The sequence below is a fragment of the Pseudomonas sp. KNUC1026 genome (assembly GCF_021650705.1).
Classification (GTDB): Bacteria; Pseudomonadota; Gammaproteobacteria; order Pseudomonadales; family Pseudomonadaceae; genus Aquipseudomonas.
Genome location: NZ_CP087138.1, coordinates 2,681,760 through 2,695,312, shown reverse-complemented (window position 1 = coordinate 2,695,312; position 13,553 = coordinate 2,681,760). Strand labels below are relative to the sequence as shown.

The window sequence follows — 13,553 nt, the reverse complement described above, 5'->3', positions numbered from 1 at the left end:
GTTTGCGCCAGCGTCCTCGTAGTTTAATGGATAGAACGGGGCCCTCCTAAGGCCTTGGTGCAGGTTCGATTCCTGCCGGGGACGCCATTTTCAGCCCCTTCCCAAAAGCCTGGCTTGCCTTCCTGCACCAGCCCCACCGCTCGAAAACTCTGTTCCCCAACTGCCGGCTTTTGCCGAAAATATTTTTTCAGCAAGGCATTTGAGCAGTCGATTAGACTGGCACATCAAGGCCTTGGCTAGGCGGGGCGATCAAGGAACGGGGCATGGCCGAAATACCGACAGCGGCTCACGTCAGGCTGGCGGACGTGAACGAGAATGTACTGCACAGCATTCTCGATATCATCAGCGATGGGCTCTGGGACTGGAACGCCAACACCGGATACGTCTATCGCAGCCCAGGTTGGTACAACATGCTGGGTTACGGTGCGCACAGCCTGCGCAATACCGTCGGCACCTGGGAAAGCGTCATTCACCCCGATGACCTGGCCATGGTGATGCGCCACTTCGACGATTACATTCATGAGCGCTCAAGCCATTACCGCGTCGAGTATCGTTGCCTGTGCCAGGACGGCACCCATCTGTGGATCGAGGACCGCGCCAAGGTCATCGCTCGCAACCCGGATGGCTCAGTGGCGCGGATGGTGGGAGCGCACCGTGTGCTCCACGCTCGCAACCCCCATATCGAAGCGTTGGAACAGCGAGTGGCCGAGCGCACCCGCGAGCTCACTGAGGTCAACGCTGCGCTGCGCCGCCAGCTCGAAGAAAACCGCCGGCTGGCAGAGACCGACAATCTGACCGGTGCCGCCAATCGGCATCGCCTCGAATACGTATTGCGCCACGAATGCGAGCGAGCCTTGCGCTTTCGCGAGCCGTTGTCGCTCATCGCGATGGACATGGACGACCTCAAGCGCATCAACGACATGCATGGCCACTCGTGCGGAGACCTTGCCCTGGTGACCGTGACGCAAGCGGTTCGCCATTGCATACGCGATGTCGATACGCTGGCGCGTTGGGGCGGCGATGAGTTCATGCTGGTGATGCCCGGCGCGCATGAGCAGGACGCCTTGGCCTTGGCCGCTCGCATTCGTGACCAACTCCTCGCCCTGCCGCCGGTGGGCGGCTTTACTGTGGCCATGAGCTTCGGCGTTGCACAGATGGCAGCGGGCGAGCCGCAGGAGCACTTCCTGCAGCGCGCCGATCGCGCACTCTACTGTTCCAAGAGCGCCGGCAAGAACGCCATTTCCAGTTATCAGGCTTGAATTTTCAAAGGGTCGATGCCAGCGTCCGATCGCCGCGCAATTGCTTTGCGATGGGTGTGGCTGGGCGCGCGGTATAAGCGTCTGAGCTTGCGTTGAACTGTTGATCGCGGTGCCCATCGAAGGCCATGCGCGGTGTCGGCACGCCTGCTCATGGCTGAGCGTGTCTGTATCTTCATCTGAACCAAGGAGCCCGCTGGGCAGCCCGATGCGTCAAGTCTGGAAAAACTTTCGTGCGTTGTATTTCGCGGCGCTGATGATGTTGATCGGCTCCGGCCTGTTGACCACTTATCTCAGCCTGCGCCTGGCCGCCGACAACGTCGACGAGCTGTGGGTGGGTGCGCTCACGGCAGCGTATTACTTCGGCCTCGTGCTGGGCGGCAAGCTCGGCCACCGGCTGATCGCCCGGGTCGGACATATCCGTGCCTATACCGCGTGTGCAGGGGTAGTGACTGCCGCCGTGCTTGGCCATGGCATCATCGGCTACCTGCCGGTGTGGTTGGGCCTGCGCCTGCTGGTGGGCATGGGCATGATGTCGCAATACATGGTCATCGAAAGCTGGCTCAACGAGCAGGCGGAGGCGCGCCAGCGCGGGCTGGTGTTCAGCGGGTACATGGTTGCCTCCTACCTGGGCCTGGTGCTGGGCCAACTGTTGCTGGTGGCCCACCCTCAGTTGGGCCCTGACCTGCTGATGATCGTGGCGTTGTGCTTTGCGCTCTGCTTGGTGCCGGTGGCGGTCACCAAGCGTATTCACCCTGCAGCGTTGCATCCGGTTCCGATGGAACCCGAGTTCTTCCTTCGGCGCGTGCCGCAATCGCTGACCACGGTCATGGGGGCCGGCTTGCTGATTGGCTCCTTCTACGGCCTGGCGCCTCTCTACGCAGCCGGGCAGGGGTTGGCGACCGAGCGAGTCGGTTTGTTCATGGGCTTTTGCGTGTTCGCAGGGCTGGTCGTGCAGTGGCCGTTGGGGTGGTTGTCGGACCGTTATGACCGTTCGCGCTTGATTCGAATCATTGCGGGGCTGCTGTGCCTGGCCGCTATTCCACTTGCCGTCTTTGCGCAGTTACCGCTCGAGGCACTGTTCATCACAGGCTTTGCTGCGTCTTTGCTGCAGTTCAGCCTGTACCCGCTGGCGGTAGCGTTTGCCAATGACCACGTCGAGGCCGAGCGGCGTGTTTCGCTCACGGCAATGTTGCTGGTGACCTACGGCCTGGGCGCCAGTATCGGGCCGCTGGTGGCAGGCGTGCTGATGAAGCTGTTCGGCCACCAGATGCTTTACGCCTTCGTCAGCCTCTGCGCGCTGCTGCTGGTGGTGCTGATCCGGCCCAAGGCCGTCACCGGGCTTCACCAGGTAGAGGATGCCCCGCTGCATCACGTACCGACCCCGGACAACATGACGGCTTCGCCTTTGGTCGCCGCGCTGGACCCACGCGTGGATGAACATGTGGTGCAAGAGCAGATGCAGGAAACCGAGCCGCCGCCTGCGCAGTGACGGAAATGAAAAAGCCCGGCGATGAACCGGGCTTTTTCATGTGGCGACCCTCAGAAGTCGTCTTTGTCGAAGCGCCGCGCTTCACGTTGCAGTTGGTACACGAACCGCTCCACGTTGCGGCTTACCAGCCCTGACATGTTATGAAAGCGCACGCCGGCGAAGGTCGTGTCCAGGCGCTCCTCGAAGTGCAGGTAGCGCAGCTCCACCGGCGTGGTGATCGGGCCGAAGGGCAGGGCGGCGGCATAGCGCTCGTAAACCTGGCCCAACTGCAGACGGCGGCCTACATCACCTTCGAAGCGCAACTTGCAGCCAGTGGCTGAAATATCCAACAATTTGCCGCGCAGCTTTTCAGGAAGTTTATCGCCGGCAATTTCCACATCGACCAGTGAAGACAGCTTCAGCGCCGCACGGAAAGCATTGCGACGTTGGTGATAGATAAGCTCGGCGGGCACGCTGCCCCGGTAACCTCGGCCATGTTCGTTGTCGACCAGCGCCGACGGCCCATTGGCGTCCCAGGCGATACGCACGCCGTCATGGAAGCCTTCGACCTTGAAGGGCTCCCCCGCGAGCATGAAACGCTCGCCATCGCGCGGGATCAGCTCGTCGAGCATCAATGTGCCTGCGTCCTTGTCGACGTCGATCACATAGCTCTGGAAGCGCTGCTGCCGCTCGGGAAAGGTAACGATCAGTGGATCGTGGCTGTCTTGCAACGAGCGCAGGTTCGCCAGGATTTCCAGCGCAGTGGTCAGCACCTTGGGTGGCTGCGGGGCATCGTCGGCCGAGCTATTGAACACGATGGGTAACTCTCCAGGCGGAAGGTAACGGCCATGGCATTGTGCCACCTTTAAAGCTGCGGTGGAACCCGTGCATCACGCCTGGCTGAACGCGTGATAAGTGCCCAATTTGGACTTCGAACCATTGGCCGTGTACAGCGTAGGCGGCTCGCCACCGTTGAGGATGCGCAACTGGTTGGCTGTGGCGTGCTGTTGCTGGGTGATGGCGCGGCCGTTTTCTTCATTGACCGCCTTGCACTGGTTGAGCAAGCCGTTGAGCAACTCGCTCTTGCTCAGCAGTTCATCGCCGATGCCGGAGATCTTCGCCAGGTTCTCGAGCCCTTCGTGGTCCGGGCTCATGCCGAGCATGCTCAGCGCCTGGCTGCGCTGAAGGCCATGTTGCTGCAACTGGATGATCAAGGACTGCTTGCGTGCCAGGATATTCTCCAGCAGCACCATGTCACGGCCACACAGGGCCACGGCTTCGGCCTGGAGCAGCTCGAGCAGTTGCCCGGCAGGCTCGAGGTCACTTTCGATCAGTTGCAGCAACGTTGTGTCTTGCATGGCGGCTCGTGCTCAAGTGGTGTAGGCATGCGAAGCCGACCGAACTCAGCGATCGGCTTCGAATTTCAGCATGTTGCCGGCAGTTTTCAACGGGTCGACGTTGTAGCTGCCGTTGGCGATCTTCTCTTTGAGTTCAGCGACCTTGGCGCTGTTGACCACCGGCTGATTCTGCAGGTCGCCGGTGACCTTCTGCATGAACTGGGCGTTGTCAGACAGCTTGACGGTGTCTGCCGCAGCGGTGGTCTTCTCGACGGCGCTGGTGGCGCTGGCCGCTTCGCTGCTGCGAACGCCGCTGGTGCGAGTGGTGCCGGTAACCGGTGCAGTGCCACCGTTCACGCGGTTGAAGTCGATAACCATGATGTAAAACCTCGGGGATTCTGGACGCTTGCCTTGTTTTCGGCGCAGTGGCGAATAACTTTAGAAAAAAATTCGCGCACCGCTGCAGTACCTTCGAACAGGGCCTGAGTGTAGGAAAAACCCACTCTGGATGCCAGCATCTACCAGGCTTACATCGAGACTTCTACCTGCCCGGGCCCCGTTACCCGAGCTTTGACCACGCGATTGGAGCGCAGGTTGCGTACGCGGATCTGTTCACCGGCACCGCCATCTGCCAGTGCTTCTCCCGGCATGCGCACGGCGATCGCACCGCTGGAGGCGATGATCACCACCTGGTCGCCTTTTCTTACCACCTCCGGGCGCTCGACCTGCATGGGGGTGAGCACCTGATCCATCGCGCCGGGGCGTACCAGCTTGAGGCCCACCACCTGCTCCAGCGCAGTGAGGTAGCCCTGGGTGAGCGGCCCCACGTCCCGCTCGCGCATCACAACATCGCCCGCGCCGAGCACATCGTCCCGCTTCATCGGCCGGGTCAAGGTGACCACCTGGCGCAGCAGATGCACTTGTGCCGGTACGTACACGGTCCAGGGCGTCGTACCTTCACAGCGAATCTTCACGACCACTCGGCCGATGGGTGTTGCCGGGCTTTGCAGCGATGCCGCCAGTTGCCGATCGCAGCCTGGCATGTTCAGGCGCGGGTCCAGATTGTTGACTTCGATCTCCGGCCGGCCCTCGATTTGAGCTTTCGCCAAATAATCTTCCACTGTGAACTCAAGAAACCCCTGCGTGACACCGATAAGCTGTTCGGGCAAGGTGACATCGTCATCGGCGAGGCAGCGTCCAGTGCCGATGAGCCCTATCAGGGTGGCCAGGCCGAACAGGCCTTGAATCAGTCGTCGTGAAAATGGCGTTTTCGTGTTCATGACCGGGCTCGAGCAAGGCCCATGCCAACTTGCTCCAACAGGCCGGGCGCGGCATCACAGCGCGCCCCACAGTTCAATGCGGAGGCTTCAAACATGGCTGGTGTAATGGATTCAGTGAACCAGCGCACACAATTGGTAGGGCAGAACCGCCTTGAGCTGCTGTTGTTCCGTCTGAACGGCCAGCAACTGTATGGGATCAACGTGTTCAAGGTCCGCGAGGTGCTGCAGTGCCCCAAGCTGACCCTGCTGCCCAAGGCCAACCCTGTGGTGCGCGGCGTGGCGAACATTCGTGGCGCAACCATCCCCATTCTCGACCTGGCGCTGGCCACCGGTGGCCGCAGCCTCGAGAAATGGGCGATGCCTTCGTGATCATCACCGAGTACAACACCAAGATTCAGGGTTTTCTGGTGCACTCGGTCGAGCGCATCGTGAACATGAACTGGGAGGCGATCCATCCGCCACCCAAGGGCACTGGCCGTGATCACTACCTGACGGCGGTGACGCGGGTAGACAACCAGTTGGTGGAGATCATCGACGTCGAGAAGATCCTCTCGGAAGTGGCGCCGATGTCCGAAAGCGTGTCCAGTGGAGTGATCACCGAAGAGGTACAGCAAAAAGCCACCGCCTTGCGCGTGCTGACCGTCGACGATTCGTCGGTTGCACGCAAGCAAGTTACCCGTTGCCTGGAAACGATCGGTGTGGAAGTTACCGCGCTCAATGACGGCCGCCAGGCGCTGGACTATCTTAAGAACATGGTGGCCGAGGGCAAGGACCCGGCCCAGGAGTTTCTGATGTTGATCTCCGACATCGAAATGCCGGAAATGGACGGCTATACCTTGACGGCGGAGATCCGCAACGACCCGCGCATGCAGAAGTTGCATATCATTCTGCACACATCGCTGTCGGGGGTCTTCAACCAGGCGATGGTCAAGAAGGTCGGCGCCGACGACTTCCTGGCCAAGTTCCGCCCGGATGACCTTGCTTCGCGTGTGGTCGAGCGTATAAACGCGCGCAGCTGAATGCAGTTCAACAGGCCAGGGGCTCGGCCCCTGGTGATCTTTTCTTGAGTAGGGGCGGCAGCTTGTCAACGGCCAATCTCGATTTCGAACAGTTCAGGAATTTCCTGGAAAAAGCCTGTGGCATCCTGCTGGGGAGAACAAGCAGTATCTGGTCTCCAGCCGGCTCAACAAGTTGATGGAGCAGCAGGGCATCAAGACCCTCGGTGAGCTGGTGCAGCGCATCCAGAGCCAGCCGCGCGGCGGCTTGCGCGAGCAGGTGGTCGATGCCATGACCACCAACGAAACCCTGTGGTTTCGCGATACCTACCCCTTCGAGGTAATGAAGAACAAGGTGATCCCGGAGATGCTCAAGGCCTCCCCCGGCCAGCGCCTGCGGGTGTGGTCGGCGGCCTGCTCCTCGGGGCAGGAGCCTTACTCCCTGTCGATGACGTTCGATGAGTTCGAGCGCAGCAACCCGGGCGCCATGAAAATGGGTGCGCAGATCGTTGCCACCGACCTGTCACCGTCGATGCTGGCCAACTGTAAAAGTGGCGAGTACGACAGCCTGGCCATCGGCCGAGGCCTCTCGCCCGAGCGGTTGCAGCGGTTTTTCGACAGCAAGCCTGGCGGCCGTTGGGCGGTGAAGATGCCGATTCGATCGCGCGTCGAGTTCCGTCCGATCAACCTGCTCGACAGCTACTCGGTGCTCGGCAAGTTCGACGTGGTGTTCTGCCGCAACGTGCTGATCTACTTCTCCGCTGAAGTGAAGAAAGACATCCTCAAACGCATCCATGGCGTCCTCAAGCCAGGCGGCTACCTGTTCCTTGGCGCCTCCGAAGCCCTCAACGGCCTGCCTGATCACTACCAGATGGTTCAGTGCAGCCCAGGCATCATCTACCAGGCCAAATGATCACGGCCGTGGCGCGCCGGCCATCGGCCGCGCCACGCCTGGTTCTGCAGGAAACCCATGACCCTTGCCTTGTTGATTGCGCTGGTGCCCATCGCGCTGCTGATCGCCTTGGGCGCCTGGCTCAAGCGCAGCGGTTTTCTGGCGGACGGTTTCTGGCCTCAGGCGGAGCGCCTGGGCTACTACGTGCTGCTGCCTTCGCTGTTCCTGCACGGCATGGCCACTGCCCGGCTCGAAGGCGTACCGGTGCAGGGCATGATCCTGGCGTTGGTGGGTTCGACCGTGCTGGTCGCGGCGCTGCTGTTCAGTGCCAGAGCCTGGGTCGGCGGTGAAGATCCGGCCTTCACCTCGGTGTTTCAAGGTGGAGTGCGGTTCAACAATTACGTCGGTGTCTCGGCCATGGTCGGCCTGTTCGGCGCCCAAGGCGTAGCACTGGCAGCAGTGGCCAATGCCGCGATCGTGCCGACGGTGAACATCCTCTGCGTGCTGGTGTTCGCCCGTTATGGCAGCAGCGGCACAATGCCGCCGGGCAAGGTGGCCCGGCAGGTTGCGCTCAATCCATTGGTGCTGGCGTGTTTTGCCGGGATGTCGCTGCATGGGTTGGGCATCGGTTTGCCGGCGATGGTGGAGCCTGCCTTGCGTGCGCTTGGGCAGGCTTCGCTGCCATTGGGCCTGCTCTGCGTGGGGGCTGCACTGGAGTTGGGTGCTGCGCGGCAATGGCTGCGGCCCCTGGCATTCTCATCGTTCGCCAAATTCCTGCTGATGCCGCTGGCGGCGTTGCTGGCGTGCCATGTGTGCGGCCTGGACGGCGCGGCTGCGGTTGCAGTGCTGGTATTCCAGGCGCTGCCCACGGCGTCTTCCTCTTACATCATGGCCCGCCAGCTGGGCGGCGACGCGCCGCTGATGGCCGGCATCATCGCCTGCCAGACCTTGCTGGCGGCCTTGGCCCTGCCGTTGGCAGTTGCCTCGCTCTTGCCGCTGATCTGACCTCCCTCAAGGGCCAGGAAACTGGCCCGGCCTTTGCTAAAGCACACTCCATACGACGATTTGCCGCCGCCATAAAAGCGGCAATCGGCATGCCGCCGGTTTGCCGCTTTTGCCGCCGTTTACCGGAACCGGGTTGCCGCTTTTCTGGCAGCTTCATTCCAGGAAAAGCCTGAAAGCCTTGAGGAACAAGGCTTTGCAGAAGTTGGCACAGCGGTTGCTATACGTTCTTCGTCATCACCGATTTTTCGTTAGAGGTTTGCGACCATGGGCATCAGTTTCGACCAGGCGCTGGGGATTCACGAGCAGGCGCTGAACTTCCGGGCCAAGCGTGCCGAAGTGCTGGCCAACAACATCGCCAATGCCGACACCCCCAACTACAAGGCACGGGACATGGACTTCTCCTCCGTGCTGGCGGCACAGGCGCAGAAGAGCGGCGGTAGCCAGTTCGCCCTGGAGCGCACCAATGCCCAGCACATCGCTGCCGAAGGCTTCGACAGCGGCGCCGATTCGACGCTGAAATACCGTGTGCCCAGCGCTCCGTCGCTGGATCAGAACACCGTCGATGCGCAGATGGAGTCTTCGACCTACGCGCAGAACGCAGTGGACTTCCAGGCCAGCTTTACGCTGCTCAACAGCAAATTCAAAGGGCTGGTCTCCGCCCTTCGTGGGGAGTAATCGATGTCTCTTTCCAGTGTTTTCAATATCGCCGGCACCGGCATGAGCGCGCAGACCACCCGCCTGAACACCGTGGCCAGCAACATCGCCAACGCCGAAACCGTGTCGTCGAGCCTGGACCAGACCTACCGTGCGCGCCACCCGGTGTTCGCCACGGTGCTGGCTGGCCAGCAGGGCGGCGCCGGCAGCGGCTCGCTGTTCGATGATTCCGGTGCAGGTTCGCAGGGTGTGCAGGTCTCGGGCATCGTCGAAGACCAGAGCAATCTCGACGCCCGTTTCGAGCCCAACAATCCGGCGGCGAACAAGGACGGGTACGTGTACTACCCCAACGTGAACGTCGTCGAGGAAATGGCCGACATGATCTCCGCGAGCCGGTCGTTCCAGACCAACGCCGACATCATGAACACCGCCAAAACCATGATGCAGAAAGTGCTGACGCTGGGCCAGTAAGCCAGGGGACCGACCATGACCACCACCACCGATAGCACCAGCTCGTCGATCCTTTCGGACTACGCGCTGTCGTCGAGCAAGGCCAGTACCTCCAGTACAGCGAGCTCGACCGACGCCAGCACCAGCAAGAACGCGCTGGGCAAGGATGCGTTCCTCAAGCTGCTCGTCACGCAGATGAAGAACCAGAACCCGCTCGACCCGCAAAACAACTCCGAGTTCGTGGCGCAGCTGGCGCAGTTCAGCAGCGTCGAAAGCCTGAGCAACCTGAACCAGACGGTTTCGGGCCTTGCCAGCAACTACACCTCTTCGCAGGCGCTGCAAGCCTCGTCGCTGGTTGGCCATTCGGTCATCAGCAAGGCCAGCTCCACCGTGGTCAACACCGCCAACGGCATGAGCGGGCAGGTAGCCCTGACCGGTGGCACCACTGACCTCACCGTCAACATCTATGACGCCAGCGGCAATGTGGTGAAGAACATCGACCTGGGCCAGCAGAGCGCAGGCAGCATCGGCTTCAACTGGGACGGCACCGACAACGAAGGCAACAAGCTGGCGCCGGGCACCTACAAGTTCAGCGCCAGTGCCACGCAGGATGGCAAGGGCGTTGCGATGGATACCTACCTGCCTTCGACGGTCGTCAGTGTGACCGTGGGCAGCACCGCTGGGGATATGACCCTGAAACTGGCCGATGGCTCGAGCATCGCGCTGTCGCAAGTCAAAACCGTTGGATTGTAAGCCGTTACATCGGCCAGGAGATTAAGCAATGTCTTTCAATGTCGGCCTCAGCGGCCTCAACGCAGCCAACACCGCGCTCAACGTCACCGGCAACAACATCGCCAACTCGGCGACCACCGGTTTCAAATCGTCGCGCGCCGAATTCGGTGATGTGTACGCCAACTCGCTGTTCCTGGGCAGTGCCAAGAACGGTGTGGGCTCCGGCGTTACCACCGAGCAGATTTCCCAGCAGTTCAACCAGGGCACCATCACCAACACCGGTGCCAGCCTGGACATGGCCATCAATGGCAACGGCTTCTTCATGACCAGCGACAACGGCGCCCGTGTGTACACCCGGGCCGGTGCGTTCGGTACCGACAAGTCGGGCAACATCGTCGACGCCAACAACAACCAGCTGATGGGCTATGGCGTGGACACCGACGGCAAGGTCGTCCAGGGCGTGCTGATTCCGCTGAAGGTCGACACCTCGGCGCTGGCGCCCAAGCCCAGCGACAGCCTGTCCGAGACCATGAACCTGAACTCCAGCGCCGTAGCGCCCAGCGTTACGCCGTTCGATGCCAAGGACACCAACACCTACAACTACAGCTTCAGCACCGACATCTACGACAGCCAGGGCAACTCGCACAGCCTGAGCCAGTACTTCGTCAAGGACAACACCAACCAGTGGACCATGTACGCCACTGTCGACGGTGTGAACCCGCATGACCCGACCAGCACCGTGCCTTACACCGCGACGCTGAATTTCTCTTCCGCTGGCGTGCTCGGCACCACCAGTGTCGGCACGCCGACCGTAGGCGCAGGCTTCACCCAGGCCGCCAACGGCAAGTTCACCCTGACCGACTGGGTGCCGGCCGCCAAGAACGCCGCAGGCGTGATGGCTGCCAACGGCTCCGCGCCGGCTGACGGCGGGCTGGTCATGAACATGACCGCAACCACCTCGTACAACACCAGCTCCGCGGTCACCGCCAAGGATCAGAACGGCTATGCCACCGGCAGCCTGACGACCCTGAGCATCGACGGCGAAGGCAACATGTTCGGCACTTACAGCAACGGCAAGTCCAAGACCATCGGCCAGGTGGTGTTGGCCAACTTCGCCAACGTGCAAGGCCTGACGCCTAACGGCAACACCGGCTGGCGCGAATCGGCGTCCTCGGGCGTGCCCGTGGTCGGCGCCCCGCAGAGCGGTACCATGGGCACCCTCAACGCAGGTGCGCTGGAAGAGTCCAACGTCGACCTGACCGCAGAGCTGGTGAACCTGATCAAGGCGCAGAGCAACTACCAGGCCAACGCCAAGACCATCTCTACGCAAAGCACCATCATGCAGACCATCATCCAGATGACCTGATGGGTGAGGGCGGCAAGGATGCCGCCGGTTTTCCGGCTCTTGTCCACTGGAGTCTCGAAGATGGTTCTACGCTCATTCACCTTGCTGGCACTGCTCGCCGGCAGTGCCAATGCCGGCCCCGCCCCCTGGTACAAATACCGCGCGATGGAAGGCGGCCAGGTCGTCTGCGTGCAGATCGACCCCGGCCCGCAATTCCAGCGTTTCGCTGGCCCCTACCAGAACGCGGGTTGCCGCCCCTGAGCACCGGCTGCCCCTGGCAGCCAGTGACAAACCCCGAAGCGCCAGACTCCCTTGCTTGCAGCTTGCAGCTTGCAGCTTGCAGCTTGCAGCTTGCAGCTTTGCCGCCAAGCGGCAAAAGCTCGACGTTTTTTCGGCGCCTCCATCCCGTCAAAAAAACCTCCGCTTCGCTTCAAGCCCCGTATCACGCGGCTTACAGAAATATCCTCAAAGTTGGCCCGCCCTTTGCTATAGCCATGGCAACTCACAGTTTTCGGTGGCAAGCGCGCCGAGGGAGATGCTCGATGGACAAGATGCTTTACGTTGCCATGACCGGTGCCAGCCAGAACGCGCTCGCGCAGAAGGTGCATGCCAACAACCTCGCCAACGTTTCCACCAACGGTTTTCAGAAGGACCTCGAACAGGCACGCTCCATGCCGGTGTTCGGCGATACCCAGCCTTCGCGCGCCTACGCCATGACCGAGCGCCCGGCCACCGACATGAGCGGCGGCCCGATGATCGAGACCGGCCGTGACCTGGACATCGCCATCGGTGGCGAAGGCTGGATCGCGGTGCAGGGTGCCGATGGCAAGGAGGCCTACACCAAAAGCGCCAGCCTGAACATCGATGCGCTCGGCGTGTTGCGCACCAGCACCGGCCTGCCGGTCCTGGGCAATGGCGGCACTATCGCCGTGCCGCCGGACGACAAGATCGAGATCGGCCAGGACGGCACCATCAGCATTCGCTCGCTGGGCCAGAGCCCATCGGTGATGGCGGTGGTCGACCGGCTCAAGCTGGTCAACGCCAAGGACAGCGAACTGACCAAAGGCACCGACGGGCTGATCCGTACCACCAGCGGCCAACCAGCGGCGCTTGATGCGAACGTTCAGGTGTCTTCGGGTTTCCTGCAGGGCAGCAACGTCAATGCGGTCGAAGAGATGACCCAGGTGATGTCGCTTTCCCGCCAATTCGAGATGCACATCAAGATGATGACCACCGCCAAGGAAGATGACGAGGCGATGGCACGCGTCCTGCAGATGTCCTGATAACCCACACCTTTATTGACAGTACCGGCCGCCCGGCGGCGTACAGGAGAACAGCATGCTTCCAGCTCTTTGGGTCAGTAAAACCGGCCTGGCGGCCCAGGACACCAACCTGGCCACCATTTCGAACAACCTGGCCAACGTCTCGACCACCGGCTTCAAGAAAGACCGTGCCGAGTTCCAGGACCTGCTCTACCAGATCAAGCGCCAGCCCGGTGCCCAGTCGACCCAGGACAGCCAGCTGCCTTCGGGCCTGCAGGTCGGTACCGGTGTGCGCATCGTCGGCACCCAGAAGAACTTCACCGAAGGCAGCCTGCAGACTACCGACCAGCCGCTGGACATGGCCATCAACGGCCACGGTTTCTTCCAGATCACCCAGGCCGACGGCACCATCGCCTACACCCGCGACGGTACCTTCCACCTGAACTCCGACGGCCAGATCGTGACCTCCAACGGCACGCCGCTGCAGCCTGCGATCATCGTCCCGGCTCAGGCGCAGAGCTTCACCGTAGGCACCGACGGCACCGTGTCGATCACCACAGCCGGCAACGCTGCCTCGCAGGTGATCGGCAACATCCAGACGGCTGACTTCGTCAACCCGGCCGGCCTGCAAGCCATCGGCGGCAACCTCTTCCTGGAAACCGCCTCCAGTGGTGCGCCCAACGTCGGCACCCCGGGCCTGAACGGCTTCGGCACCGTGCTGCAGAACACCCTGGAGAACTCCAACGTCAGCACCGTCGAGGAGCTGGTGAACATGATCACCACCCAGCGCGCTTACGAGATGAACTCCAAAGTCATCTCCACCGCCAACCAGATGCTGGGCGCCCTGACTCAGAACCTGTAATTGCCCGTTAAC

The 13,553-nt window shown here is 61.7% G+C and carries 15 protein-coding genes, 1 tRNA gene and 2 pseudogenes; 14 read left to right on the top strand and 4 right to left on the bottom strand.

The window, feature by feature from the left end:
- Positions 1-12: 12 nt before the first annotated feature.
- From LN139_RS12445 to LN139_RS12435, 3 genes are all read left to right on the top strand, one after another.
- A tRNA-Arg gene (locus tag LN139_RS12445) sits at positions 13-87 on the top strand.
- Between the two features lie 176 nt (positions 88-263).
- Positions 264-1,259, top strand: coding sequence for a sensor domain-containing diguanylate cyclase (locus LN139_RS12440; protein WP_236353829.1), 996 nt, complete (start codon positions 264-266; stop codon positions 1,257-1,259).
- Positions 1,260-1,464: 205 nt separating this feature from the next.
- Positions 1,465-2,748 carry an MFS transporter gene (locus LN139_RS12435; protein ID WP_442964307.1) on the top strand — a complete coding sequence of 428 codons (1,284 nt, stop codon included), beginning with the start codon at positions 1,465-1,467 and terminating at the stop codon, positions 2,746-2,748.
- A gap of 50 nt (positions 2,749-2,798) precedes the next feature.
- Here LN139_RS12435 and LN139_RS12430 read toward each other — a convergent pair whose 3' ends face one another.
- The 4 genes from LN139_RS12430 to flgA all read right to left on the bottom strand — a co-directional run bounded on the left by LN139_RS12430 (position 2,799) and on the right by flgA (position 5,233).
- Positions 2,799-3,542 carry a flagellar brake protein gene (locus tag LN139_RS12430; RefSeq protein ID WP_236353827.1) on the bottom strand — a complete coding sequence of 248 codons (744 nt, stop codon included), beginning with the start codon at positions 3,540-3,542 and terminating at the stop codon, positions 2,799-2,801.
- A 75-nt stretch (positions 3,543-3,617) separates the two neighbouring features.
- Complete coding sequence (locus LN139_RS12425) at positions 3,618-4,085, bottom strand: flagella synthesis protein FlgN (protein WP_236353812.1); 468 nt, start codon at positions 4,083-4,085, stop codon at positions 3,618-3,620.
- Between the two features lie 45 nt (positions 4,086-4,130).
- The gene (gene flgM / locus LN139_RS12420; protein WP_236353806.1) at positions 4,131-4,442 is read right to left on the bottom strand and encodes a flagellar biosynthesis anti-sigma factor FlgM; all 312 of its coding nucleotides are present in this window, start codon (positions 4,440-4,442) and stop codon (positions 4,131-4,133) included.
- A gap of 149 nt (positions 4,443-4,591) precedes the next feature.
- The gene (gene flgA, locus LN139_RS12415) at positions 4,592-5,233 is read right to left on the bottom strand and encodes a flagellar basal body P-ring formation chaperone FlgA (RefSeq protein WP_236360377.1); all 642 of its coding nucleotides are present in this window, start codon (positions 5,231-5,233) and stop codon (positions 4,592-4,594) included.
- On the opposite strand from flgA, the gene LN139_RS12410 reads away from it, so the two are divergent.
- The 11 genes and pseudogenes from LN139_RS12410 to flgG all read left to right on the top strand — a co-directional run bounded on the left by LN139_RS12410 (position 5,159) and on the right by flgG (position 13,541).
- Positions 5,159-5,323, top strand: a complete 165-nt coding sequence (locus LN139_RS12410) for a hypothetical protein (protein ID WP_236360605.1) — start codon at positions 5,159-5,161, stop codon at positions 5,321-5,323. The genes flgA and LN139_RS12410 overlap by 75 nt on opposite strands.
- A 114-nt stretch (positions 5,324-5,437) precedes the next feature.
- Positions 5,438-6,363: pseudogene (locus LN139_RS12405) on the top strand (chemotaxis protein CheV).
- 62 nt (positions 6,364-6,425) lie between these two features.
- Positions 6,426-7,252: pseudogene (gene cheR, locus LN139_RS12400) on the top strand (protein-glutamate O-methyltransferase CheR).
- 57 nt (positions 7,253-7,309) lie between these two features.
- Positions 7,310-8,236 carry an AEC family transporter gene (locus LN139_RS12395; RefSeq protein WP_236353791.1) on the top strand — a complete coding sequence of 309 codons (927 nt, stop codon included), beginning with the start codon at positions 7,310-7,312 and terminating at the stop codon, positions 8,234-8,236.
- A gap of 264 nt (positions 8,237-8,500) precedes the next feature.
- Complete coding sequence (flgB, locus tag LN139_RS12390) at positions 8,501-8,911, top strand: flagellar basal body rod protein FlgB (protein ID WP_236353789.1); 411 nt, start codon at positions 8,501-8,503, stop codon at positions 8,909-8,911.
- 3 nt (positions 8,912-8,914) lie between these two features.
- Entirely contained in the window at positions 8,915-9,361 is a 447-nt protein-coding gene (flgC, locus tag LN139_RS12385) for a flagellar basal body rod protein FlgC (protein ID WP_236353787.1), read from the top strand.
- Positions 9,362-9,376: 15 nt separating this feature from the next.
- Entirely contained in the window at positions 9,377-10,093 is a 717-nt protein-coding gene (locus LN139_RS12380; protein WP_236353786.1) for a flagellar hook assembly protein FlgD, read from the top strand.
- A gap of 28 nt (positions 10,094-10,121) precedes the next feature.
- On the top strand, positions 10,122-11,438 hold the full coding sequence (gene flgE / locus LN139_RS12375) for a flagellar hook protein FlgE (protein ID WP_236353785.1): 1,317 nt from the start codon (positions 10,122-10,124) through the stop codon (positions 11,436-11,438).
- Between the two features lie 60 nt (positions 11,439-11,498).
- The gene (locus LN139_RS12370) at positions 11,499-11,678 is read left to right on the top strand and encodes a hypothetical protein (protein ID WP_236353784.1); all 180 of its coding nucleotides are present in this window, start codon (positions 11,499-11,501) and stop codon (positions 11,676-11,678) included.
- A 281-nt stretch (positions 11,679-11,959) separates the two neighbouring features.
- Positions 11,960-12,700 (top strand): flagellar basal body rod protein FlgF, encoded by a 741-nt coding sequence (locus LN139_RS12365; protein ID WP_236353783.1) that lies wholly within the window; start codon positions 11,960-11,962, stop codon positions 12,698-12,700.
- Positions 12,701-12,755: 55 nt separating this feature from the next.
- Positions 12,756-13,541, top strand: coding sequence for a flagellar basal-body rod protein FlgG (gene flgG / locus LN139_RS12360; RefSeq protein WP_236353782.1), 786 nt, complete (start codon positions 12,756-12,758; stop codon positions 13,539-13,541).
- The last annotated feature ends 12 nt before the right edge of the window (positions 13,542-13,553 follow it).